At 39.9% G+C, this 24,476-nt stretch carries 32 protein-coding genes; 7 read left to right on the top strand and 25 right to left on the bottom strand.

Annotated elements, in window-relative coordinates; genetic code table 11:
* Nucleotides 1–45: 45 nt before the first annotated feature.
* Nucleotides 46–591: a class IV adenylate cyclase gene (locus ABWP91_RS13025; protein WP_353243595.1), complete on the bottom strand. Its 546-nt coding sequence runs from the start codon at nt 589–591 to the stop codon at nt 46–48.
* Between the two features lie 142 nt (nt 592–733).
* Nucleotides 734–1,222: a TIGR00645 family protein gene (locus ABWP91_RS13020; protein ID WP_353243594.1), complete on the bottom strand. Its 489-nt coding sequence runs from the start codon at nt 1,220–1,222 to the stop codon at nt 734–736.
* Between the two features lie 329 nt (nt 1,223–1,551).
* Between ABWP91_RS13020 and cobB the strand changes: the two genes are divergently transcribed.
* Nucleotides 1,552–2,385, top strand: a complete 834-nt coding sequence (gene cobB, locus ABWP91_RS13015; protein ID WP_353243621.1) for a Sir2 family NAD+-dependent deacetylase — start codon at nt 1,552–1,554, stop codon at nt 2,383–2,385.
* A gap of 54 nt (nt 2,386–2,439) precedes the next feature.
* Here the strand turns inward: cobB and ABWP91_RS13010 are convergent, their stop codons facing one another.
* On the bottom strand, nt 2,440–3,150 hold the full coding sequence (locus ABWP91_RS13010) for an SDR family oxidoreductase (RefSeq protein ID WP_353243593.1): 711 nt from the start codon (nt 3,148–3,150) through the stop codon (nt 2,440–2,442).
* A gap of 391 nt (nt 3,151–3,541) precedes the next feature.
* Between ABWP91_RS13010 and pepT the strand changes: the two genes are divergently transcribed.
* The gene (gene pepT, locus ABWP91_RS13005; protein WP_353243592.1) at nt 3,542–4,774 is read left to right on the top strand and encodes a peptidase T; all 1,233 of its coding nucleotides are present in this window, start codon (nt 3,542–3,544) and stop codon (nt 4,772–4,774) included.
* Between the two features lie 125 nt (nt 4,775–4,899).
* On the opposite strand, the gene ABWP91_RS13000 is transcribed toward pepT, so the two are convergent.
* The 9 genes from ABWP91_RS13000 to ABWP91_RS12960 form a co-directional block, all read right to left on the bottom strand.
* Nucleotides 4,900–6,024 carry a ribosomal protein uL16 3-hydroxylase gene (locus ABWP91_RS13000; RefSeq protein WP_353243591.1) on the bottom strand — a complete coding sequence of 375 codons (1,125 nt, stop codon included), beginning with the start codon at nt 6,022–6,024 and terminating at the stop codon, nt 4,900–4,902.
* An 85-nt stretch (nt 6,025–6,109) separates the two neighbouring features.
* Nucleotides 6,110–7,567: a two-component system sensor histidine kinase PhoQ gene (gene phoQ, locus ABWP91_RS12995; protein ID WP_353243590.1), complete on the bottom strand. Its 1,458-nt coding sequence runs from the start codon at nt 7,565–7,567 to the stop codon at nt 6,110–6,112.
* A gap of 1 nt (nt 7,568) precedes the next feature.
* A complete protein-coding gene (gene phoP / locus ABWP91_RS12990) occupies nt 7,569–8,243 on the bottom strand; it encodes a two-component system response regulator PhoP (RefSeq protein WP_219247413.1) in 675 nt (224 codons plus the stop codon).
* Between the two features lie 238 nt (nt 8,244–8,481).
* Nucleotides 8,482–9,852 carry an adenylosuccinate lyase gene (gene purB / locus ABWP91_RS12985; protein WP_353243589.1) on the bottom strand — a complete coding sequence of 457 codons (1,371 nt, stop codon included), beginning with the start codon at nt 9,850–9,852 and terminating at the stop codon, nt 8,482–8,484.
* A 17-nt stretch (nt 9,853–9,869) separates the two neighbouring features.
* On the bottom strand, nt 9,870–10,496 hold the full coding sequence (gene hflD, locus ABWP91_RS12980) for a high frequency lysogenization protein HflD (RefSeq protein WP_353243588.1): 627 nt from the start codon (nt 10,494–10,496) through the stop codon (nt 9,870–9,872).
* Between the two features lie 2 nt (nt 10,497–10,498).
* Nucleotides 10,499–11,602, bottom strand: a complete 1,104-nt coding sequence (gene mnmA, locus ABWP91_RS12975; RefSeq protein WP_353243620.1) for a tRNA 2-thiouridine(34) synthase MnmA — start codon at nt 11,600–11,602, stop codon at nt 10,499–10,501.
* 136 nt (nt 11,603–11,738) lie between these two features.
* Nucleotides 11,739–12,188, bottom strand: coding sequence for an NUDIX domain-containing protein (locus ABWP91_RS12970; RefSeq protein ID WP_353243587.1), 450 nt, complete (start codon nt 12,186–12,188; stop codon nt 11,739–11,741).
* Entirely contained in the window at nt 12,181–12,837 is a 657-nt protein-coding gene (rluE, locus tag ABWP91_RS12965; protein ID WP_353243586.1) for a 23S rRNA pseudouridine(2457) synthase RluE, read from the bottom strand. The genes ABWP91_RS12970 and rluE overlap by 8 nt, the downstream gene beginning before the upstream one ends.
* 131 nt (nt 12,838–12,968) lie before the next feature.
* Entirely contained in the window at nt 12,969–13,622 is a 654-nt protein-coding gene (locus ABWP91_RS12960; protein ID WP_353243585.1) for a hypothetical protein, read from the bottom strand.
* A gap of 522 nt (nt 13,623–14,144) precedes the next feature.
* On the opposite strand from ABWP91_RS12960, the gene icd reads away from it, so the two are divergent.
* A complete protein-coding gene (icd, locus tag ABWP91_RS12955) occupies nt 14,145–15,398 on the top strand; it encodes an NADP-dependent isocitrate dehydrogenase (RefSeq protein WP_225818816.1) in 1,254 nt (417 codons plus the stop codon).
* Between the two features lie 122 nt (nt 15,399–15,520).
* Here icd and ABWP91_RS12950 read toward each other — a convergent pair whose 3' ends face one another.
* The 12 genes from ABWP91_RS12950 to ABWP91_RS12895 all read right to left on the bottom strand — a co-directional run bounded on the left by ABWP91_RS12950 (nt 15,521) and on the right by ABWP91_RS12895 (nt 21,924).
* Nucleotides 15,521–16,654, bottom strand: a complete 1,134-nt coding sequence (locus tag ABWP91_RS12950; RefSeq protein ID WP_140178369.1) for a phage integrase Arm DNA-binding domain-containing protein — start codon at nt 16,652–16,654, stop codon at nt 15,521–15,523.
* Nucleotides 16,629–16,880, bottom strand: coding sequence for an excisionase (locus ABWP91_RS12945; protein WP_349479870.1), 252 nt, complete (start codon nt 16,878–16,880; stop codon nt 16,629–16,631). The genes ABWP91_RS12950 and ABWP91_RS12945 overlap by 26 nt, the downstream gene beginning before the upstream one ends.
* Nucleotides 16,880–17,086, bottom strand: a complete 207-nt coding sequence (locus tag ABWP91_RS12940; protein WP_349479869.1) for a hypothetical protein — start codon at nt 17,084–17,086, stop codon at nt 16,880–16,882. Before ABWP91_RS12940 ends, ABWP91_RS12945 begins: the two co-directional genes overlap by 1 nt.
* A gap of 68 nt (nt 17,087–17,154) precedes the next feature.
* On the bottom strand, nt 17,155–17,376 hold the full coding sequence (locus tag ABWP91_RS12935; protein WP_349479868.1) for a hypothetical protein: 222 nt from the start codon (nt 17,374–17,376) through the stop codon (nt 17,155–17,157).
* Nucleotides 17,363–17,551: a hypothetical protein gene (locus ABWP91_RS12930; RefSeq protein WP_349479867.1), complete on the bottom strand. Its 189-nt coding sequence runs from the start codon at nt 17,549–17,551 to the stop codon at nt 17,363–17,365. Before ABWP91_RS12930 ends, ABWP91_RS12935 begins: the two co-directional genes overlap by 14 nt.
* A gap of 160 nt (nt 17,552–17,711) precedes the next feature.
* On the bottom strand, nt 17,712–18,305 hold the full coding sequence (locus tag ABWP91_RS12925; protein ID WP_349479866.1) for an HNH endonuclease signature motif containing protein: 594 nt from the start codon (nt 18,303–18,305) through the stop codon (nt 17,712–17,714).
* Nucleotides 18,302–18,532, bottom strand: a complete 231-nt coding sequence (locus tag ABWP91_RS12920; protein ID WP_195697287.1) for a hypothetical protein — start codon at nt 18,530–18,532, stop codon at nt 18,302–18,304. The genes ABWP91_RS12925 and ABWP91_RS12920 overlap by 4 nt, the downstream gene beginning before the upstream one ends.
* Nucleotides 18,533–18,557: 25 nt before the next feature.
* Nucleotides 18,558–18,737 carry a hypothetical protein gene (locus ABWP91_RS12915; RefSeq protein ID WP_105881088.1) on the bottom strand — a complete coding sequence of 60 codons (180 nt, stop codon included), beginning with the start codon at nt 18,735–18,737 and terminating at the stop codon, nt 18,558–18,560.
* Nucleotides 18,738–18,782: 45 nt separating this feature from the next.
* Nucleotides 18,783–19,283, bottom strand: coding sequence for a siphovirus Gp157 family protein (locus tag ABWP91_RS12910; protein WP_349479865.1), 501 nt, complete (start codon nt 19,281–19,283; stop codon nt 18,783–18,785).
* Entirely contained in the window at nt 19,283–21,319 is a 2,037-nt protein-coding gene (locus tag ABWP91_RS12905; RefSeq protein WP_349479864.1) for a phage-associated endonuclease, read from the bottom strand. The genes ABWP91_RS12910 and ABWP91_RS12905 overlap by 1 nt, the downstream gene beginning before the upstream one ends.
* Nucleotides 21,320–21,331: 12 nt before the next feature.
* Nucleotides 21,332–21,580, bottom strand: coding sequence for a hypothetical protein (locus ABWP91_RS12900; RefSeq protein ID WP_273803563.1), 249 nt, complete (start codon nt 21,578–21,580; stop codon nt 21,332–21,334).
* Between the two features lie 11 nt (nt 21,581–21,591).
* Nucleotides 21,592–21,924, bottom strand: coding sequence for a hypothetical protein (locus ABWP91_RS12895; protein ID WP_349479863.1), 333 nt, complete (start codon nt 21,922–21,924; stop codon nt 21,592–21,594).
* Between the two features lie 551 nt (nt 21,925–22,475).
* On the opposite strand from ABWP91_RS12895, the gene ABWP91_RS12890 reads away from it, so the two are divergent.
* A complete protein-coding gene (locus ABWP91_RS12890) occupies nt 22,476–22,676 on the top strand; it encodes a hypothetical protein (RefSeq protein ID WP_349479862.1) in 201 nt (66 codons plus the stop codon).
* Between the two features lie 49 nt (nt 22,677–22,725).
* Here ABWP91_RS12890 and ABWP91_RS12885 read toward each other — a convergent pair whose 3' ends face one another.
* Nucleotides 22,726–23,400, bottom strand: coding sequence for an XRE family transcriptional regulator (locus ABWP91_RS12885; protein WP_349479861.1), 675 nt, complete (start codon nt 23,398–23,400; stop codon nt 22,726–22,728).
* A 101-nt stretch (nt 23,401–23,501) separates the two neighbouring features.
* Here ABWP91_RS12885 and ABWP91_RS12880 point away from each other — a divergent pair, with 101 nt between their 5' ends.
* From ABWP91_RS12880 to ABWP91_RS12870, 3 genes are all read left to right on the top strand, one after another.
* Nucleotides 23,502–23,711 carry a helix-turn-helix domain-containing protein gene (locus ABWP91_RS12880; protein ID WP_272683241.1) on the top strand — a complete coding sequence of 70 codons (210 nt, stop codon included), beginning with the start codon at nt 23,502–23,504 and terminating at the stop codon, nt 23,709–23,711.
* A gap of 67 nt (nt 23,712–23,778) precedes the next feature.
* On the top strand, nt 23,779–24,234 hold the full coding sequence (locus tag ABWP91_RS12875; protein WP_070926244.1) for a toxin YdaT family protein: 456 nt from the start codon (nt 23,779–23,781) through the stop codon (nt 24,232–24,234).
* A 17-nt stretch (nt 24,235–24,251) separates the two neighbouring features.
* Nucleotides 24,252–24,476 (top strand): hypothetical protein, encoded by a 225-nt coding sequence (locus tag ABWP91_RS12870; RefSeq protein WP_163761996.1) that lies wholly within the window; start codon nt 24,252–24,254, stop codon nt 24,474–24,476.

Genomic DNA, 24,476 nt, shown 5'->3' with positions numbered 1-24,476 from the left:
AGCGTATCGCTTTCACTCAGGTGAAAGGTACGTTGGTATTTTGCCTTAGTTCCTTTCTAAAAACATTTGCTTATAGCTGCGCTTCTCAACCATATCTTTCGTAAAACCATACCCTTTTGCGACAGACATTAATTTTTGATAGTAATGCTCAAGTAAGCTTTCATCATCTGTCATGATGGCAAACTCAGCAAACCAACCGATTCCATCAAGGTGGTCTACTGTGATGTGGATATCCCCGAGGAAATAAATGCTGCGAACTTTTGTCGTCGTTAAATGACAATGATAACCCAAAGTGACTAACATATTTTGTACGTGTTGGCAGTCATCGATATTAATAGCTTTGCATTCTGAAGATGAAGGGCCTTTGACTATCCACAATTTGATCCCCGATGGTACCATCTCACGGACACACATACTGATGTTATTACTTGCAAGGGGATGGTGAGTATTTTCATAGAAATAATCTGTTTCTGAATTGTTTTCGGTGAAAGGTTCTGCGTGGTCAGCTTTGATTTTTTGTAGGAATACAGCGTGATCGGCTAAACGAAACTTAATTTCTGCTTCATATTTGCCGACAAAATGCTTGCTCATATCAATGTCCCTATTATAAGGTCAAATTATTTAGGGGTAATCGTAGCACAACGGGAAGAATGGCATCGCGTTAAAGGCGTGATAAAAATGAGAGAGTACCTACTATTCACATGAATAATAGGCACAATAACAAAAGTGTGAATTATTTTTTTGTCATTTTATCTAAGTAGCCCATGACAAAGGCAGAGAGTACAAAGGTCAAATGAATAATGACGTACCACATGAGTTTGTCATTTTCGACACTTTTTAAATCCATAAAAATTTTCAGCAAATGAATAGATGAAATCGCCACAATTGAAGCGGCCACTTTGTTTTTTAGGGAAGAGGCATCCATCTTGCCTAACCAGCCCAATTTCTCGCTGCTATCAGGAATATCCATTTGAGAAACAAAGTTTTCATAGCCTGAAAACATCACCATTACTAATAAGCCACCAACTAACGCCATATCAATTAATGAAAGCAGCGTGAGGATTAAGTCTGCCTCAGGAATGGACAAAATATTAGGTAGGATGTGGTAGAGTTCTTGGAAGAACTTAATCGTTAAAGCTAATAGCGTCAGTGAAAGCCCAAAATAGATAGGCGCTAAAACCCAACGAGAAGCGTACATTGCTCTTTCGAAAAACTTTTCCATGAAACCCCTTTAAATGGTGAATAATTATTGCAGTAAATCAGCGGTGAGTATTTTAACTGTATGCGGTGCTATCAAGAAAGGTTTTTTTATTGTTTTACAGTTGTGTGGTTTTTGTGGCTTATCCATGAAGAAATGATGAAATATTTATGATAAAAAGGTGACAAAATCGATACCCTCGATATTTTTATTTGCATTCATCTGTGTGATGCGCTCTAGTATATTAATATTTAAATAATATAGAAAAGTCGTGTATTAACAGCAATGGATAACTTATTTAACGGTCTAAGTTGTTATACATTGGTTGCATGGATGAAGGGAAGTTTTCGATGTTGCGATATCGTCATAGATTAAAAAAAGCTCGTAAAAATAAAAGTGTACGCCGCCAGCGACTTCGCAACCGGTCTTTTTATATAGATAACAGACTAAATGATATGAAAAAAGTGAACATTGTCGTGTTAACTGGCGCAGGTATTTCGGCTGAGTCAGGCATTCAAACATTTCGCTCTGCGGATGGGTTGTGGGAGGAGCACCGTGTTGAGGATGTTGCGACGCCTGAAGGCTTTGAGCGAAATCCTCAACTTGTACAGCGTTTTTATAATGAAAGGCGCAGGCAGCTTCAGCAAGAAAACATCAAACCCAATGCAGCACATTTTGCGCTAGCACAACTGGAAGAGTTGCTGGGGGACCGTTTTTTACTGATCACACAAAATATTGATAACTTGCATGAAAGAGCCGGAAGCAAGCGCATAATTCATATGCACGGTGAGTTATTAAAAGTGCGTTGTAATTGGTCAAACCAGGTTTTGGAATGGAAAGGGGATTTAGCTACGGAAGACCGCTGCCATTGCTGCCAATTTCCTCAGCCGTTGCGGCCACATATTGTGTGGTTTGGTGAAATGCCAATTGGTATGGATTATATTTATCAATCCCTTGAAAGTGCTACAATTTTTATTTCTATCGGTACATCTGGGCATGTCTACCCAGCAGCAGGTTTTGTCCATGAGGCAAAATTACATGGTGCGCATACGGTTGAGCTGAACCTAGAGCCAAGCCAAGTTGAAAGTGAGTTTGATGAAAAACATTATGGGTTGGCAAGTCAGGTAGTGGTGGAATACATCAATCAGTTGATAATGGAATTACAGATTAAAGACACCGCGCAATAAGTACTAAGGGAAACGAGAGTTTCCCTTTTCAATCAACTTTGCTATAACACTGAGCTAAACATTTTCATCCATCATGGCAGGCATGGTGATTTCCTTCACACAAGTTGCATTGCTGGTGCTGAGTATAAAACGTACTGCATTAACTACATCTTGCAGTGGAATTAGCTGCCCTTCGCTTTGTTCAATCACATCATCCACAGGTAAAGAGAGCGGGTATTCCGTTGCCAAATAACCTAGATTGAGTATTGATATAGCAATTTTATCTTCCCTTAACGTTTCCCTTAATGACTGAACAATGCCTCTTAGCGCATATTTAGTGGCTGAAAAGGTGACTTCTTTACCTTTATGGTTATCCAACCCCCATGTTGAGCCAATTAAAATAATTTTGCTATTTTGGGCTAAACGTAAGTTGGGTATTAGTGCTTTCAGATTGAGCAAGCAAGCACTAATATTAGTTTGAACCATATTCAGTATTTCAATGTCATCGCTTGTTTCAAACTGATATTCATCACTAAATGCCAGTTTTTCCCAGATACCAACATTATAAATTAAGGTATTAATGGGCTGCTGCTTAATAGTATCTTTAATTATGTTAGCAGACTGGTTATCACTTAAATCCGCTGGGATCCAATGAAAGTTGGCCTGCTCAAATGGTGGTTTGGAGCGAGAAACTCCATAAATAACATCATTAGGACGAGGTACGCCCTCAACGAGTGCCTTACCTAGCCCTTTGCTAACACCATAAATTAAACAAGTATTTGACATAATATCCTTAGTTGCTCAGAAATAAATTGATGTTGTTTATTTGCTAAATGGTAAGCAAATAATTATTTACCTTGTATAGCACAGTTATTTAAAAAAATAATTGGTTAATAATGCAGTTGTTGATTAATAGTTAACTTAATTTGACACTTTAGGTAAGAAACAAATAAGTCATTTTCGACTAAATAATACTCATAGGGTATTATCCTTATTATTTATGGGTACTTTTGTGAATAAAATGCCAACCGTTGTAAAAAATAAAATGTGTGAATTAAATATAATTTACGAATTATCATAAAAAAGCGTCAGCAATAACCGCAAAGCTGATTTGAAACAATAATTGAATCTGTGATCTTTCCCATAATATAGCTATTGATATTTTAGGGGGATGGGTATGGACAAACTCTTGGAGCGGTTTTTTGAATATACTACTTTTGATACACAATCAAAACCGAATGCAAAAACAGTACCTAGTAGCACTGGCCAGCTAAAGTTTGCCCGCGCACTTGCTAAAGAACTGAATGAATTAGGCTTTGACCAAGTAACGTTAACCGACCAAGGTTGCTTGATGGCCTCTTTGCCATCAAATGTTGATTGGGATGTGCCTGCTATTGGTTTTATTTCTCATTTAGACACAGCGCCTGATTTTTCGGGTAAAAATGTTAGCCCTCAAGTTTTGGAAAACTACCGTGGCGGTGATATTGCACTGGGTATTGGTGATGAAGTGTTATCGCCAGTCATGTTCCCTGTATTGCATGAAATGATTGGCAAAACACTGATCATGACTGATGGTAAAACGTTATTAGGTGCGGATGATAAGGCGGGGGTCGCTGAAATAATCACGGCTCTAGTGCGTTTAAAAGGCAATAATGTCCCTCATGGCAAAGTGTGTATAGCGTTTACCCCTGATGAAGAAATTGGCCGCGGGGCTCGTCATATTGATTTTAAACAGTTTGATGCGCTATGGGCTTACACCGTTGATGGTGGTGGAGTCGGGGAATTAGAGTATGAAAATTTCAATGCGGCAAACGTAGGGATAAAAATTGTTGGCAATAATACCCATCCCGGCAATGCAAAAGGAGTCATGGTGAATGCGCTTAATTTAGCCAACCGTATACACTCTATGTTACCTGCTGACGAAGTCCCTGAGAATACAGAAGGGTATGAAGGCTTTTATCACTTAACATCTATTAAAGGGACGGTTGAGAAAGCAGAAATAAACTATATTATTCGTGATTTTGATCTCGCCAGTTTTGAAGCAAGAAAGAAAAATATTATTCGCATTGCTGAAAAGGTAGGAGAAAACCTGCACCCAAGTTGCTATATCGAGCTGACATTAGACGATACTTACTACAACATGCATAGAGAAGTGATGAAGTATCCTCATGTTGTTGAATTGGCTAAACAAGCCATGATTGATTGTGGTATTGAGCCTATTATTCAACCCATTCGTGGCGGAACTGATGGCGCTCAGTTGTCACATCGCGGTTTGCCGTGCCCAAATATTTTCACTGGTGGGTATAATTTTCATAGTAAACATGAGTTTATTACCCAAGAAGGCATGGAACAGGCAGTAGATGTTATTATGCGTATTGCAGAATTGACTGCTATTCATGCAAAACAGTAATAATAGTTAAATTAAATATATAAAACGCCCAGTTCACTATGTTCTGGGCATTTTTTATGCCTTAAGATTAAAAAAGCCCATCAATTGATGAGCTTTTAAGCAATAAATAACGTTAAACTTGCGATTTAATCGTCAAAGTACCAGTAACCGTTATTCACTAAAGCAGTCATCAGCGCAATGAAATTGACATCATCAATAGCGTCACCCAGAGTTTGGCTATTTACGGAGTCATAACGGCATAAGCTGTCTGCGGCTTCATAGCAGGTGGTTTCTAAGCATTCACCATTTACGAAAAACTGGTCGCCAACACGTAATGCTCTAAGACCGTTGAGTTTATATAGGGTCTCTTCCTGTGTTTTCAGCAAATCATATATTTCATCGTGCTCATAAGGTGGCTCTGGTGGTGCAATATCTAATTCATGGCGTGATTGAGAAATAAACTCACCTAACCATTTGCGGAATAAATCAGGGTCGTTAATCAGTGACTCCATCATTTCACGCAGTTTGATTTGCTCACCTTGTAAAATTTCAGCGGGATTATCACGGAACGATAAATCAGGATCGCTGTAACGATAGCTGCCTAAATCATTTGAAATTAAATGGTCAGCAAAGCTGCTCATAAGTTCACGTGTATTAGGTGCACGGAAACCAACAGAATAGTTTAACGAGGGTTCGATAGCATAGCCTTCGTGTGGAAATCCTGGTGGAATATATAGGATATCACCGGGCTCCATCTCTTCATCAATGATGGCATCAAAAGGTTGTACTTGCAGAAGGTCAGGGTGAGGGCAATGCTGTTTCATTGGGATTTTTTCCCCAACACGCCAACGGCGACGGCCTTCCCCTTGAATGATAAATACGTCGTATTGGTCAAGATGAGGGCCAACGCCGCCACCTGGTACGGAATAAGAAATCATCAAGTCATCCATACGCCAATCTGACAAGACACGAAATGGCTTCATTAATGCTGCACTTGGGTGATGCCAATGATCCACAGCTTGTACTAAAATAGACCAATTTTCTTCGCCGAGGTGATCATAGCTTTTAAATGGGCCGTGACCTACTTGCCAAATCCCCTCTTTATGGCTGACCAAACGGCTATCAACCTCATCTTCCATCGCCAAACCAGCAAGTTCGTCTGGTGAGATAGGATCAATAAAACGTGCGAACCCTTTTTTGATAAGCAGTGGGCGCTTCTGCCAATGACTGTCGAGAAAGGTCTGCCAGTCAAGATTGAGTGTATAGTCCATCTTATTGTCCCTAGTAAAAAAACTTCTTAAATAGTATACCTGAAATGATTTGCAAAGTAGGGGAGAAACGGACTCACATCACAGATTAGCTATCTTCAATCATGGATTGCTGACGAAATGTGACGGCTAAACGCGCCCCACCAAGTGGGCTATCGCTAATAGTGATTTCCCCATCATATTGGTCAATGATATCTACTGCGATGGATAACCCAAGCCCTTGACCTGGACGGAGTGTATCCGCACGTTGCCCCCGAACGAAAATTAGGCTTCGTTTGCTTTCAGGAACACCAGGACCATCGTCGTCCACAAGTAACGTGAGGCTGTCTTGCTCAACGATGGCAGTCACTTCCACAAATTCCAAACAATACTTGCAGGCATTTTCCATAATATTGCCCATGACTTCCATAAAATCATTTGGTTGACCTAGCCACGTTACCTCTGGAGAAATATCGACGGTAATAGAAACGCCTTTGTTTTGATAAACTTTATGTAGTGCGCTTGCTAAGCTATCTAAGATTGATGGAACAGATGAAATTTCTCTAAGCATTAGGTTTTCATCACCTTGTGTCGATGCACGATGCAAATAATAACCAACTTGCTGTGAAATTCGGCCAATTTGCTCCAACATGATGGGTTCAGCTTGGTCAATATTCATTTGTTTACCTGAACGTAGCAACCTTAGTGTGGATTGTAAAACGGCGAGTGGGGTTTTCAGACTATGGGTTAAATCCGATAACGTCGTGCGGTATTTACTGTAACGCTTTCGCTCGTTAGTTAATAAAATATTCAGATTACGTACTAACCCTCTGAGCTCAGAAGGTGGGTTTTCATCAAGGGTATCTCGCTCACCTTTTTCAAGACTGCTGAGTTGGGAAACTAACGACTTGATTGGGCGTAAACTCCAATAAGCAGCAAGCCATAGCAAGGGAATAACCAAAATTAGGTTCGCGAGCAGTACATAACCAAACCATTCCCACACTAGACCTGTATTTTGTAAGTCCTGTGGTAAGGTATCGACGACGACAATAGTTAAAGGCGGAAGGTTCTCACCTGCGGCATATTGGTTAACAGAAACGGAGTGAGTAAGTGGCTCATCATCATTTTCCATTTTATCCAGTTTGTTGTTGTATTCTGGATTGTCATCAAGAAGTTGGCGAGTTTCACGGATATCGGTGTCAATCTCGTATAAGCCTTCTTTTTTTAACCAATCATTGCGGATCAACCGCTCAACACTGGGCACATCACGTTGACGCCATAAAACTTGTCCTTGTTCATCATAAATGACGATCAATGTGGGGTTATTTAACGTAAAATTTGGCGGTACCCGGATATCAATTTTATTGTTTTGCCACTGTGCCAGACTATAAATTAGATTACTTTGGCTTCGTAGCAAGGTGTAAGTTGTTTTATCAAAACTAATTAAATAGCCAAGTATGGCCACGATGCCATAGGACAGCGTTAAGGCAAGAATAACCGCGGAAGTTGCGCACAAAAAGCGAGCACGCAACGAAAGTGGTTTAACTTTAAATTTGCTTAGCCACATATTAGCCATTCACATCAAAACGGTAGCCTTGGCCACGAACCGTTACGATAACTTCATCATCATGAAATTGTTGAATTTTCTTGCGTAATCTTCCCATTAAAACATCAATGGTATGGCTCTCTCTGAGCTCTGCATCTGGATAAAGTTGACGCATTAATGAATCTTTGCTGACAACTTTGCCATTGTTGCGTAATAAGGTTTCAATAATGGTGTATTCAAAAGCTGTGAGTTTAACGGCTTCGCCGTTTACGGTGAATTCTTTACGGGATAGGTCAATAACAAAATTACCTAACTCTAAGACTTGTGAGGCTAACCCGCTGTTTCTACGCATTAATGCCTGCATACGGGCCACAAGCTCTTCCAGTTGAAAAGGTTTGGTGACGTAGTCATCTGCGCCGCTATTCAATGCTTGGACTTTTTCTTGCCAACTTTCACGAGCCGTCAGAACTAAGAGGGGAATATTCACATGATTACTGCGCCAACGTTTGATCATCGACAAGCCATCTTCATCGGGTAAGCCTAAATCGACAACGGCGATGTCTGGGCAGCTTTCATGCAAAAAGTAATCTGCTTCTTTTGCGTCTTCAGCTGAATCAACCTGATGACCCAGTTCTTTAAGTTGGACTGTTAAGTGATGACGAAGTAATGCATTGTCTTCGACGATAAGAATACGCATCTGAAACCCTCATAGTAAAAAGAGATAGTGTCTGCCAAGATGATAGTAGCACTAGAACTGCAATGGTAAAAAGAGATCTCAGCCGCGACAAGGGATTAAGTAAATATAAGTCAAACAAAGCAAAAAAAAAGCGGTTTTTTTCGAGCAATAAGGCGGTTTTGGGGTATTTATGGCTAATATAGAAGCAGAGATAATAAAAAAAGGCGACACATTGGCCGCCTGATTAAATAAACTAAGGTTATTTTAGTTCATCAATAAAAGTGACAGCGTAACCAATATAGTTAGCTGGCGTCATTGCTTTTAAACGCACTTTTTCATGTTCTGGCAACTCTAAACCATCAATAAACTGTTTCATACCTTCTGCAGTAACGCGCTTACCACGCGTTAACTCTTTGAGTTTTTCATATGGCTTTTCGATGCCATAACGGCGCATAACGGTTTGAATAGGCTCAGCTAATACTTCCCAGTTTTGGTCTAATTCGTCCAGTAAGTGCTGTTCGTTAACTTCCAGTTTGTTTAAGCCTTTCATGGTAGATTGATAGGCAATTAAGGCATAGCCTAAACCAACACCTAAGTTACGCAGTACGGTAGAGTCGGTTAAGTCACGCTGCCAACGGGAAACTGGCAGTTTGCTTGCCAAATGGCCTAAAACTGCGTTAGCTAAGCCTAAGTTACCTTCGGAGTTTTCGAAATCGATAGGGTTAACTTTGTGTGGCATGGTGGAAGAGCCGATTTCGCCAGCAATCGTTTTTTGTTTAAAGTGGTTTAATGCGACATAGCCCCAAATATCACGGTCAAAATCTAACACAATGGTGTTAAAACGTGCGACGCAATCAAACAGTTCAGCAATGTAATCATGCGGTTCGATTTGCGTTGTGAATGGGTTCCATTGAATACCTAATGAGGTCACAAAAGTTTCACTGAATTCGTGCCAGTTCACTTCTGGGTATGCAACCATATGTGCATTGTAGTTACCAACCGCACCGTTGATTTTACCCAAAATTTCAACCTGTTGTAGCTGACGGAATTGACGCTCTAAACGGTAAGCAACGTTGGCAAACTCTTTACCAATCGTTGATGGTGTTGCTGGTTGGCCATGAGTCCGAGAGAGCAGCGGCAGATTACGGTATTCATGTGCCATTGCTTTAATTTTATCAATAATTTGACGCCATTGAGGTAATAATACCTCTTCACGTGCTGTTTTGAGCATTAAGGCGTGGGATAAGTTATTGATATCTTCTGATGTACATGCAAAGTGAATGAATTCAGAAACTGCATGCAGAGCAGGAATATGTTCTACTTTTTCTTTAAGAAAATACTCAACAGCCTTAACATCATGGTTGGTTGTGCGTTCAATTTCTTTAATCCGCATCGCGTCTTTTTCGCAGAAGTTCGCGACAATTTTATCTAAGTAAGCGATTGCGTCAGCATCAAATGACGGAACTTCTTTGATTTGAGCGGTTGCAGCCAGTTTTTGCAGCCAGCGAACTTCAACTTGTACGCGAAATTTCAGTAAGCCAAACTCACTAAAAATAGTGCGTAAAGCGCTGACTTTATCACCGTAACGGCCGTCAATCGGGGATACAGCGGTCAGTGAGGATAATTCCATTGGTAGCAACTCCAGATTTAAAGGTGAGACAAAATTTCTTTCGCCTGATTTGCCAGACGATTGCGAGAAAACATAAGTTGGATGCGACCTCCACCCACTTGTTGCCAAAGTACTGCGGAGCGAATACCTGCAAGCAGAATTGCGCGAACTTTAGCCTGAACTAAGGTGTTTTTCAGAATGTCAGGGGAGCCCGTTACTTGAATACGTGGGCCCGCAGGGCTGACGACATCAACATAAATACCTGCTAATGCATTGAATACACCTTCAGACAGTGGCTCAAAATAGCTAGCTTGGCGCTCAAATTGCTCAATACGCTGACCAAGTTTATTCATCGCTTCATCGTCTTTATTTAGACGACGTTCAAGGGCCATCATACTTAGCATATAACGTGTCATTTCGGCGGATAAACCACTATTACCACCCGTTAGCATGCCTAACATTGCACCTAAACCCGTTTTGAGATTTGCAGGGTTATTACCATACACATCTAACGTGGAGTTTGGGTTCATATTGGTCAGGCTATTGACCATCGTTTCGGCATCGCTATCAAGGCAAGTGCCTTCGTGGGCCAATTTTTGAACCATAGCACCCGCTTGGCAGATCCCCGCCAAGGCAAGCGTAATGTCGTAATAATTTTTCGCCACAACTACTCCTGAATACGGGCTTCAATAATGCCGCCACCAAGGCAGACTTCGTCAATATAAAATACGGCAGATTGCCCCGGAGTAACTGCGGCAACAGGGTAATCAAATGTGACTTCGATTCGCTCTGCATCAATAGGCGTAATTGTACAAGGGATATCTGCTTGGCGGTAACGCGTTTTGACCACACAACGTAATGGTTGGGTTAGTGTTTTTCTATCCACCCAGTCTAATTGCTGCGCAATCAAGCCGATAGACATCAAACGCGGATGTTCATGGCCTTGTGCAACAATTAAAATATTGTTTTCAACATCTTTATCAACAACATACCACGGATCTTCAGAACCTTCTTTTGTTCCACCAATACCTAAGCCTTTACGTTGCCCTAATGTGTGATACATCAGGCCTTCGTGCTGACCAATGGTTTCACCATCAACCGTAACAATCGGGCCTGGTTGTGCAGGGAGGTAGCGGCCGAGAAAGTCGCGGAACTTACGTTCGCCAATAAAGCAAATGCCCGTTGAGTCTTTTTTCTTTGCTGTAATTAAGCCAATTTCTTCCGCAATACGGCGGACTTCAGGTTTTTCCAGCTCACCGACAGGGAACAGGCTTTTTGCTACTTGTTCATGGCTGAGTGTATACAGGAAATAGCTTTGGTCTTTATTGCCATCTAAACCACGGAGTAGCTGGCTTTTTCCGTCGACATCACGGCGGCGTACATAGTGACCTGTAGCAATATAGTCTGCCCCTAAATCTTCAGCGGCAAATTCTAAGAAGGCTTTAAATTTGATTTCTTTGTTACACAGGATATCAGGGTTTGGCGTGCGGCCAGCTTTGTATTCAGTTAAAAAATGTTCGAATACATTGTCCCAATATTCTGCGGCAAAGTTGATGGTATGTAACTCGATACCGAGTTTGTCACACACAGCTTGTGCATCCGCAAGATCAGTTGCTGCGGAGCAATATTCCGTATCGTCATCCTCTTCCCAGTTCTTCATAAACAGACCAGCAACCTGATACCCTTGCTGCTGGAGCAAATAAGCGGATACGGATGAGTCAACACCACCGGACATACCGACGATGACTTTTTTTTGGCTGTTATCTGACATGGTACTGTTATTTGACATGGAAAATAGTCTCAATGCGGAAAAATCAAGCCCCATACTTTAGCATGTTGACCCCTTGTTGCACCAGAGTTAGAGAGAATATTATTGCTTGGTGACAATTTCACCAAGCAAAGGGGGATTATTGATAGTGGGGACCATAAGCAGAAAGGATATCTAGTGGGTAATGATTGCCAGTTCGAAAGCAACGCAAACTTTCAGCAACGAGAGGGGAACGCAGGTGGTCACTTTCCAAAATATCTTGCGCGTCGACCCAGTGACAACTAGTAATATCGCTATCTTGCGGGTAGGTTTCACAAATAGCATCAAGTTCGACGGCAAATAAAAAACGAATAAATTGCGTACTATCTGGCGCTACCCATTGGTGGATTTGAATTAACTGGGTTGGCGTAGCCTGTATACCCGTTTCTTCAAGTAATTCTCGTTCAGCAGCTTGTAAGAGGGTTTCGTTAGCCTCTAAGTGACCTGCGGGCTGGTTCCAAGTCGGCTTATTATTGATCCACTCTTCTACAACTAGAAATTTGCCTTCAGCATGCACAATTGTTGCGACAGTAACATTAGGTTTAAACAACGTTGACCTCCATCCATTCACCTACTGATAAATTTCCTAAATTAAATTCACCCATTTGATAGCGAATTAAGCGCAGTGTTGGGAACCCGATATTTGCCGTCATGCGGCGTACTTGCCGATTACGACCTTCATATAAGGTAATTTTAAGCCAGCTTGTTGGAATGTTTTTACGTTCTCTAATCGGCGGATTACGAGGCCATAGCCATTCAGGTTCCTCAACGAGTTCTATTCCTGCGGGAAGCGTAGGGCCATCATTTAACGTTAGCCCTTGGCGAAATTGTTCTAGTGCGCTTTCATCAGGAATGCCCTCTACTTGAGCATAGTATACTTTCCCTGTTTTTTTCTGGGGTTGCGTCAAACGGGCTTGTAATTTTCCATCATTGGTCAGAATTAATAAACCTTCACTGTCCCTATCAAGGCGACCAGCAGCATAAATACCTGTAATGGGAATATAGTTTTTTAAGGTGTCGCGGCCTTGTTCATCGGTAAATTGTGGCAGTACATCAAAGGGTTTGTTGAATAGAATAACTTTGCGCACTTTCGCGGGCTGGTGACTAGCTGAAGTTGCTAAATGCTTGGTGGATTTGGCATGTTTTTGTTTTATAGGGGATGAGCCAAATTTAGCCCGTTTCTTAGGTGTTATATTCATTTACGGTTAATCAGATAGCGATGCCAGTAGAAAAGTAAGCGTTAGAGTATAATCGAAATCAACGAAAAAAAATATTCTTAGGAGGTAGGGAAATATGAGCCACAAAGCGTTATGACCCATATTTTAATTAATTATTCGTTTATCTCATCAATAAACTCACGAAATATTTCGAATGTGCGCTCAATGAGACCTAAGCAAATTGTATATTCTTGATGATTAAAAGGAATAGTATCAATAAGCTCAACCTCACTACCCATGGTATGACCGCTTTCACGACTGAAATGAAGATCACCACAATAAACTAACGTATCGGGGGAATATTGTGCAATTTCATTTAAATAAGTAAAAAGTACACGACCTGTAGCTTCAATTGATTCAATTATGACTAATCGAATTTTTGCAGGCTGGTTTGATAGCATTTCAATGAGTTGATAAGTGAGTTTACGATTCGCTTCCATTTGTGGTGACCATAGCCACGCTAGTGTATCTGTTATAGGTTGTGACTTATTCATTTTCAATGTGCATAAATCACTGAGATACCATGGCCAATGATTTTCATCTTCATGTGCGTGTGTATTAACAGCTACCTCTAACGCATTTTGTGGAGAAGTAAAAGGCAAAATAAATTTATTTAAATCACCAAAGCTCATAATAAAAAAGGCTATCTTAGGCAGAAAATCTAGAGATTCAGAGGTAGGGCGCTGAGGGGCGATGGGTTTTAAGAAAAAAGGGTGTTGAGCGTATTCACTTTTCTTTTTTTCAATAAGAATAGATAGTTTTTTCATATAATCACCTTTTTATGAATTGGTCATTAATAATTTTATATTCATTTTATTATTGGCTATGTTGCAATAGTTATTAGTGTGCGTTATTTCTTGATGTACTTATTGTTTACTTTCACCAGAGATTAAAAACATTAAAAACATAAAAGTAATAAATTGAGGATTTGTTAATTAAAGTTATTGTTTATTAAGGATAAAAAATAGCAAGTAACTCAATTTATGTGAGCAGTTCGAATGTTTATTAACGTTATTCCAGATAAAATTAATGTGAATTGAGTTTCAAAGTCATCAAGGCAGTGTTATTGAGTTTCGATGATTTTTAGGGTGTGAGTGAGTTATCTTTTTCAGTAATGATATGATTTTATAAGGAATTATTCTGTTTTTGTTCTCGTGTTAGTGCGTTTAATGCGATCCATACTAAAGCTTAGGTGAGTAATCATTGGCGTTCGACGCAGATTGCAGTAGTATTGACACGTCTCTTACAAAAAATTAACAAGCAAAATACGCAAGTGAAAGGAGAGGTTAATGGAAAGCAAAGTAGTAGTTCCGGCAGAAGGCGCTAAAATTACCATTGATGCAAAAGGCAAACTAAACGTTCCGAACAACCCAATTATCCCTTATATCGAAGGTGACGGCATTGGTGTTGATGTCACTCCAGCAATGTTAAAAGTGGTTGATGCAGCAGTTAAGAAAGCTTACAACGGTGAGCGCAAAATTTCTTGGATGGAAATTTACACTGGCGAAAAATCTACACAAATTTATGGTAAAGATGTTTGGTTACCTGAAGAAACTCTCGATTTAATCCGCGATTACCGCGTTTCAATTAAAGGTCCGTTAACAACTCCAGTTGGTGGTGGTATTCGTTCTTTGAACGTTGCACTGCGTCAACAACTTGACCTGTACATCTGCTTACGTCCAGTACGTTACTACAAAGGTACACCAAGCCCAGTTAAACAACCTGAACTGACTGATATGGTTATCTTCCGTGAAAACTCAGAAGATATTTATGCAGGTATTGAGTGGAAAGCGGGTAGTGCAGAAGCTGACAAAGTGATTAAATTCCTGAAAGATGAAATGGGCGTGACAAAAATCCGTTTCCCACAAGATTGTGGTATCGGTATCAAACCATGTTCAGAAGAAGGAACAAAACGTTTAGTTCGTGCTGCAATTGAATATGCAATTGATAACGGCCGTGATTCAGTGACTTTAGTTCATAAAGGCAACATTATGAAATTCACTGAAGGTGCATTTAAAGATTGGGGCTACCAATTAGCACAAGAAGAATTCGGTGGCGAATTATTAGACGGCGGTCCATGGGTTAAAATTAAAAATCCTAAAACGGGCAAAGATATTATCGTTAAAGATGTGATTGCAGATGCATTTTTACAACAAATCCTGCTGCGCCCAGCTGAATATGATGTTATCGCATGTATGAACCTAAACGGTGACTATATCTCTGACGCATTAGCAGCACAAGTTGGCGGTATCGGTATTGCTCCAGGCGCTAACATCGGTTCTGAGTGTGCATTGTTTGAAGCAACTCACGGTACTGCACCTAAATATGCAGGTCAGGACAAAGTAAACCCAGGTTCTATCATCCTTTCTGCTGAAATGATGTTACGCCATATGGGTTGGACTGAAGCAGCTGACTTAATCGTTAAAGGTATGGAAGGCGCAATCGCGGCTAAAACTGTAACTTACGATTTCGAACGTCAGTTAGAAGGCGCTAAATTACTGAAATGTAGCGAGTTCGGCGATGCAATGATCGCACACATGTAATTTATTACGTGATGTAATTAATAACGGGAGCCTAAAAACTCCCGTTTATTTTTTGTTCAATTAAAATCTTCCCCAAAACTCCCCCAAAATTCCTCCCCAAAATGGCTCAAAAAACAGGCTATTTAGATCGCGATAATTTGCCATTCTTTGCCTCGGTCATCATTATATTTATCAGTCATTTTCTGTGACTTATGGCCAAGGAGTTTCTGAGTATTGATACCTTGTTCTCGATAGAGTCTTTCTGATAAAGAACGTTGTTCATGAAATGAAGGAGCCGATCTTTCTGGCCATGTTAACCCGCATTTATCCCTCGCTTTTTTAAAGGTTGTGGTTAATGTGTTTGCTGTAACTTGTTCACCACGCTGTGCTTGAGAGGTCGTATGGCGATAGTGCACGAGATATTGGCTAAGAACGGCATCGCGACATTTTGAAATGACTTGTTTAAGTGTCATATCAATGGCGTCACACTTAATCGACAGAGGAATGGCTAATTTAGAACCAGTCTTTTCTTGCTCTATATGCAACATATCATCCCAAATATCTGAAAATTTCATTTTGGCTATATCACCGATACGCTGCCCAGTGACAATAGCCAGCAACATACCGCACTGTAAGTAAGGTGGGTGATTTTCGGCTTGTTCATAAATAACTTTCCATTCTTCGAACGTTAGGCGTTCACGTTTAACTCTATTACGTGGCTGTTTTGTTGCAAGTGCAGGGTTATAACCAGGAGGAACGTGGCCTGCATGTTGCGCTTCCTTAAATACGTCGATTAAAACCATACGTACTACTTGAGCCATTCGATCATGGCCTAATGCTTTAACTGAATCAGTTATTTTTGCTATTTCCAACGCTGTGATGTCTTTAAGTGAAAATAATCCACAGTGTTGTTTAAACAAATTAACAGGCTTAATTTTTTGCTTGTATGAATTAAGCTTTAATTCGCCGAGGTCAACGCGCTCTTGTTGTATTTCTAAGTATTTATCTACCCAATTAGAAACACTGATCCCTACCTTTTTATTTTTAATATTTGATAGGCGATCATTAATGCTTAAAATTTGTTTTGTTTGTTGTTCTGCAATAATTGTGTTTGCCTGTGATGCAACAAGAGCTGCTTCATCGGCATCTGTACCGAGGCTGTGAAATACGCCAGTTAAGGGGTGTTTGTACTGCCAGTATGTTTTTCCATTTCGTTTATCTAATTTACGGTATAGATTTGGAATGGTGATTTTATGAGAACGTGGTCTTGCTGCCATCTGATAAAATCCTCAGTAATTTTTCATTTGCCTGTGTTGGTAATTGAGGTTTAGAAACTAAACCTACGTACCTTGAATCACGATCAATCATCCAACGTTTACCAACCTTTAAAGCAGGGGGGATCATCATGTTGGCTTTGGCGTATTTAATCAAGACTTGCTGGGTTGGGGCACTTTCACCAAATTCTAATTGCGCCCATGCCTCTAGCTTAATCATTCGAGACATCATAGCCTCCTGTGATATTTTTTCTCATTCTGGTCTTGCCTCATCATAGATAAAATAATTTTATCTGCAGTATCACAAGCATGTTTTATTTCAGCTTCAGTGCATGGTCTGTTTTTTACACTGGCAGCTAACTTGCCTAGCTTAATATCGAAATCAGTTAATAATTTTTCCTCGGGTGCCCAAGGGATTAATTGTGGTTCTTTCATGGTGGTTACTCATTGGTTTTGAATAAACCACCATGCTAATAATAAATATAAAATAAAACTGATTATGCTTAATCAAAAATTATTTCTCTGGCTCGAATCATTGCATCTGCCATTTTATAGGCTTGCTTAGCGTATAAGTCAAAATCACCTTTGCACTCTTCAAATACAACTGGGCCATTTAACGTAATGATTATTGCTGGCATTAGTTTAGCAGCAAAGTAATCTCGGTCTGTTATCTCTAATTCTGTATGTTTAATGTTACATTCGGGTGTAATATTATTTTTTCCCATAATTAACCTCGGTAGAGATAATTTCATCAATTAGATAACATTCAGACAAAATACCTTGTTGAGTCAGGGTATCTTTATCAATCAGGCAATTTTTTTCATCGGGATATGTATATCCGTAAGGCTTATATAAACAGTCCGTACCACTACAAATTAGCAAAAATAAACCATAAATCATTGTTTACTCCTTTGTTGCTGTACAGTGGTAGGTTGGATTTCAATTTTGATTGATGAGGGTAAGTCATAAGAGACTTTGCAACGTCTATCAGTTGAAATAAAACCGTACGATCCATCGGGTAGGGTGATTTTTACTTCCTGGTCTTTTTGATGTTCGTGTCTTAGCATTGGTCTTGCCTCTTAGTTTCTATACCTCTAATTGCAATCTTTATTCTGGCCAATTGTAAGACTGCATCTTTGTATTCAGGGGGAGCACCTGAGAAAAAACGATTAATAACCCCATGTTCTGATCTTGTAATAACCATTAAATTATCAATGCTGCAATTCAGTGGATTGCAATCGATGAATTTAATAATATGTCCTTTTGGAACAGGGCCGTTATGCTCCTCCCATACTAGAATATGTTTATGTCTCCATTTTCTAGGGTGCCCTATTTTTACTTTTATGTATCCATCCGTAGTAATAACCTCAGTACCAATAGGTTGGTAATTGTGAGGTATATTGTTCTTTTTGAATGACCCTGTATTAGCACCCTTTAACCCTTTTTTCCCTTTATTTGCAGGAGTGTGGCCTTTAGTGAATGCTCCGGAACGGCCTGTTTTTAATTTCAGTCGTTTGCGTAGCCCGTTTATTGCATCCTTTGATCGTGATGTGCCAAACTTTTTATTGAAACTAATTGTGAGTTGGTCTAGTGGTAATAAATAGTTTTCACGCATCCAATCGCACATTTGATTTGTATGTTCAAAGCGTTTCATTCTTTTAAATCCAAATGTTTTGGTGCATCAACAATGTGTCCTTCTCGAACCATGCGTTTGACACCAATAGCTAATTTTCCATTATTGACAATTTGAGAGGCAACAGCTGACATTGCTTTTGCTCGTCCAATCTCTTCTTTTAGCTCATCACCTTTAATGCTTTCATCTGAAAGCCTTTCTAATTGCATAAACAGATGGTTATGTAAGTCCTCTAAATTATTTTTCATAATTAATCGCCCGTGACATGTCACATTAGTGAATAATTGCTACAGAAGGAGGATAACCCAGCTGCAATAAAACTGCTTTTTTAACCATAGATAACGTTTTTTCTTCTTGGCTGGTGGTGTGTTCGGTTGTATCAACAGACCACTCAACGCTGCATTTATTGTTAGTTTCATCGTGAGTAATGATGACTTCTAATTTCATGGCCATAAAAATATCTCCTGATAATGCGCCCATCGCTGGGCGCTATATTGATCAACGAACCATTAATGAACGGTCACCAATTTCTAAGTGAGCACCAGGAACTTCAACGCCGTTTTCAATTGCTTCTTTGATGCGTTTTTTATCAGGTGCAGTAATAGTTTGAACATCAACTAATTCGTTAGGGAGAGCATCTTCATTATCAATAATGACCCGAACGACACCTGCGCGAGCGGTGAAGGTGTTTTTGGTGGTTTTTAGCTTATCCATGCCTGTGGTTAACAAGCAATCTAACGCGTATTTTTTCAGGCTTTTAACTTGGTTTTCGAATGATTTTTTACGGTCAGCTAAACGCTTAGATTCTTCATCTAATGTTTTTGCTTGCCCTTCTAAATTACGAGCATAGAGCATGATTGCATCTAGTTTATCGCCTAACTCACCTTCAATACCTTGAAGCGTGTCGGCGATATCTTCGGCGGTAAACTCGCCATTTTCGACGAGTGATTGTAATTTGCTGTAGTCAGCAGCCATTGCAATAGCAGTTGTTTTGGTCATTAGATTGCCTCTTCTTTTTGTTTCAGTTGGTCTAAACACTCTTTTTCAATTTCATTTAGTCGGCGTAGACGGCCGTTTAAATATTTTTCATATTCACTGTCGCCACGTTGTTTTGCTAACTTGGCATGCGTTGAAATTTCACGGGTAAGGGTTGATGCAACGCCGCGCAATTCATTCTGCGTGACTGCGCTGCGCATGGTTTCAGTATGCTTAGTGAATTTCTCATCTAGCTCTTTGCGAATGCGAGTGACATCCTCAGCGCTGTCACTAGCTGCTTTAATTTCATACTCAAGTTTATTGCTGGCAACATATTCAGGGTTATCATGCATACCCATGAACACATCAGAACTAAAGCCAAGCATAGATAAGGCTTTTTTGATTGCATCAGTGAGAGATTTCTTAATAGCTTCACCATCAACTTTCATGCCGTATTGAGTTTGGTACCGGTAAGGGGTGGCACCATAACTTTCAAATTCGCCACGGGTTTCACATTCAATGATGTACCAAAAGCGGATTTTGATTGAATGGTTTTGTTCGCAGAATAAAGAGCCGTCACCATCACGTAAGAATCTAGTCGCGACTTGTTTGTTTCGCTCATCAAGAACAGGTTCTACAAGTGGCTTTCCATCAATCAGTTTTTCTTCAATAACTTCATATCCCCAACCTTCGCCAATAGGGCCAAATATCTCGGTGGCACGCATGAACATGTAATTACTGTTTATGCTAGTACCAACGAAGCCCATACCTTCTAAAGGCTTGGTAAAACGTGCATCGGTACGCTGTACACGCTTCCAGATGCTGAGATTATCGCTATCGCCTTTATTAAGAACTTCATCTAATACAGAGGCACGGTGTTGGAAATCATCTTGTTGAATATTGGCAATCTCAACTACCGGCTCAACTGGATGGTTGACAACAGGCGCTTGAGCTTGTTCGGTTTCTACAACAACTTCCTTCACTGGTTCTTTTCCTGTTTTAGCCGGCGAATCTTTTTTCTTACTCGAGCGTTTTTGTTTTTCTGGTTTAACGGGTTCAGCTTCTTCTTTTGTTGTTTCATCATTAGCCGGCTTAGCATCTAAATTATCAACAGCAAAACGACCACTACCGAGTGAGGTTACTTTAGGGTTATTACCAAGTTTCGAATCAATAAATGCTTTACGGGCATTAGCATCATCAAATAGCTCTGGTTTCTCTCTTGCTTCGGTCACTAGTGCAAATATATTTTCACGAGGGATATCAAGAACGCTAGGGAAGGTGCGCAAATCCATTGATAAGCGTTTCCATGCTTTATCATCATTGCTAATTAGCTCTTTAGCTTTGCGGATATCAGCACTACGGATTGCATCAAAATCTACACCACCAATTAACGCAAGGGCGATTTCGGTATCAATCATTGCGTAATCACGCTTTAGTATTGGTTCTTCTGGTGTCGTTTCTATTTCAACAGTTTCGACTTTTGGCTCATCCTTCAACCAACTTTCACCAAGTGCGGTAGCTTCTTCGATGGTGACATTATCATCAGCATACTCATAAACTGCCTGCGCAATTTCCATTGTTTCATCGGCATCCATTAATGAAACTTTGGTGATTTCAGCAAGGCCCGTAGCGATGTGTCGAATTTTTGGCGCTTCTTCACTTTCATTGAGATATTTCAATGTCGACGTGTATTCTTTATCAGTAATTTGAGTTTTACCTAACATCAGTAAAGCAGCTACGCGAGGTTTAGTTGCAAGCTTTTTAAATTCTTTATATTTAATGGGTTGCCATTTTTCACCGTCAAATTCATTTTCAACAGCAAATTTTTCATCGAACTGATCGAGTGCAGGGCGTGGGGAGCCTACGGCGTCTTCACAAATGATAGGTTCATCAACGTTGAAGTTATCCATCGAATCAGGAAAAACCTCAGATAGTTTAATCATTGCAGTCGCTGCAGCAATTTTAGCATTAGCGGCATTTAGTGCGATTGTTAACGACACCGCGCCGTTGTTAGTGCGAGCCTCGGTCGTAGGCTCAAATACACAGATAAAAGTTGTCATTGGTCTTGCCTCTTATTTTCCAGACTTGGCGAGCTTGATAGCTCGTTTAATTCCAGCTTGTTTAATGGTGGTTTGTTTATACTTTCCCTTTACTGGGTTTGAATAAGCAGTGCCAGTTGATGGGTAATATTCAACTTGTCGTTTGCCACCGATAATAGAAATATGTTGAGTACCAGAACTAAAATCACAGTTATTTTTATGTTCAATGACTGATAGTTCCGCATCCAATACAGCATCAATAGCTAGGTTAATAGCATCCATCACATTCACCGTTAATAAGGGATTTCTTCATCAATTTTAGAAATAGGCCTGCCCTCTAAACAGAGAAGCATTTGGATCTGGTCTTCAAGTAAACTTGATTGAACTTGTGCATCAGCAAGAATTTTGTTTTGCTCAGCTTTGAGCGCGTCAATTTCTAACTGAACAAGTTCTGCATTGGTTGGTTCTGTAAAAGGAATTTCTATAACGTGTTCAGCAATAACAAAGCCAAAACCTGACTTCACATTAGACTTAAAAGCGTATGTATTATATTGATAAGAACCGTCAAATTGCTTTTGTGCGTGGATATACAGAGTAACGCTTAGGGTTTTAGGTTGTGCTTTCATAGCAGCTCCTTTAAAATAGTGGTGATCAGTGATTTATCATTGGTCTTGCCTCTTCTAGCGTTTGGTCGCGCTAGTAGAACTCTCGGTTAGCTTTGGTCGGCGACCCGAGGTAAAGGAACCCACTTCGGTGGGTTTTTTTACGTCTATAATTTGTTGCCCGTCTTTCCGAGCTGTCAGGTCTTGCCTTGTAGCTTTGGTCGGTAATTAAATTCCCTGGTACTGCAAAAATTCGCTGTTACATCGTGGTAATCATGGTCAGTCGCTATGAGTGTGACGGTTCTCCTACGACATAACAGCAAAACTAAATTTGGTTTGAACACCTATCAAAACACTTGCTGTATTTGTTTCTATGCATGCAATGATATGCATTAAGCACATATGCGTCAAGCGCATATTTGCGTATAGAGCATAATAAATGAGAGATTTATTAGTATCGATATGATTTTCATATAAAAATATTTTCCTTTTAAACAGCTAATATTGTATTTTTACTATTAATTGAACAAAAACTAATCTTAAATAACCAACGAAAAATGTAATCGGAGAAGTGTATGAACTTGGATGAAGAGAAAATAAGGCATGTAGTATCTGAAATAGGTCAGGCAACTATTAGGCTATTAATGAATAGTGAGACTATAACTAAAGAAATGTTAATTGATGAGCTAGAGCGATATAGAAAAGAGGTGACAAACACCTTGCATAAAGGCGCTTTGCGTGATGCGGCTCAGGTAATTAGGAGTATCAAACCATAATGGATAAAATAAAGCCCTCGGTACTATATGCACGGAGGGCGGAAACATATTACTTCACTAGAGGTGGAACAAGACTTAACGGTTGTTCTCTATCACATTTGTCTATGTATTTTGTAGGCTTAACGATGGCTGAAACATAGTGCATTTTATCTATCAAACTAGGGTCTAGTGTTATTGGTTTATGTGCATTATTAATGCTAGTGAATTGGTAGTCACCGTCTCTTGTTTTATTGAAAATTTTGATCATGTTATGACCTTCGGTGGTTCGAACAAATACTTCATCACCAGCTCTGACATTTGTATTCGGCTCAACAACGACATATTCACCAGATTGTATTCTTGGCCACATGCTATCGCCTTTGACTTTCAGCCCATAAGCTTCTTTATCATCGCTGTATATCTTCAACCATCCATTATGGGACTCAATCATATCTACAGCGCCATCAACACCAAGAAACGCCTCACCTATAACTTGAACCATCCCTGACGGAAATTTACCAACATATTCAATATCATCTGACTGAATTGGAGTTTCAGAAAAAAGGTCTGAAACAGTAACGCCTAATGCTGTTGCAATTTTTATTAAGGTGCTTTCGCTATATCCTTGAACATTTCTTTCAAGCCGAGAGATATTGCCCACATCGCTATTAACTGCAGTGGCTAAATCAAGGATTGTCATCCCTTTGCTTTTGCGAATTTCTCTGATCTTTGTTCCAATTTTCATTCTGTTATTCAACTTTATTTATGCGTATCACACAAAGCGTATTGCGCATATTTGATTGTGTGATAATATGCGCAATACGCATTAAAAATTAAGGGGCAGTTATGCAAACACCATTAAGAAGAATTCGCATTGAAAAGCAGCTGACTATTTCTGAGGTTGCAAATGCAATTAATTGCGACGTTGGAAATTTAAGTCGATTAGAACGAGGTACCCAAGCTGCTTCATTAGAATTGGCGGAAAAACTTGTAAAATTTTACGGCGAAAAAATCACAGAAATGCAAATTCTATATCCTAAACGGTACATGAAATGACATTACCAAATAACGATTTTAAAAACTGATTCTTAATAATCAATTTTGCGACAGGAGACGCGAGTAGATGAATTTTGATATCGATATTGTCCGATCCGAAATTGAGGACTGGGCGGCGGAGCAAGGTCAAGAGCATGTAGCTATTGAAGTTAGCCGTGCTTATTTACGTATTGTAAAAAACAGGTCACAAGGGCGTTTGCATGTAATTGAAGACGAATCGGGTAGGGCTGATTGGAAAGCGATTAATAATAACCGGCAACAGATATTTCGTTGGTTGCGTGGTGATTCCCCCGCATCTATCAGAAAAATAGTTGAGTTAATGCCAGCAATAGAAATTGCATTACCGGCTTCACGACTCGCACGGGTTCGAGGTGATACGAAAAATTACTTAGCTTCAATTGCAATACAGCGATTTGCCGAGGCAATTAGCGAGATTTTATTAGAGGGGCGTGACATGTCACACCATATTAATAATGCAGTCATTGCGTTAAATGCGATACCACGCCAGACCAGCGTGCATTAATTCAAGAGGCAAGACCAATGCTAAGAACAATTGAGAAAATCACCTATCGCAATGGTTTTTTGTTGAACGGAAAACCTGCTGACAGAGAGAAAGTCGAAGACGTTTTCGAAGGTAGAAGAGCAGCTGCGCTAAGCGTTTGGGAACAGTACGAACAACAGAAAAAAAAGCTGCTGTCGAAAAAGCTGACACCTGAGCAATACCAGAACGCTTGCCGTGATATTGCTAAAGCGTTGGGGGTGTGA

Origin of the sequence: Providencia sp. (assembly GCF_040396775.1) — a bacterium.
In the GTDB taxonomy this organism is placed as follows: Bacteria; Pseudomonadota; Gammaproteobacteria; order Enterobacterales; family Enterobacteriaceae; genus Providencia.
This window is presented reverse-complemented; position numbering and strand designations above follow the sequence as displayed.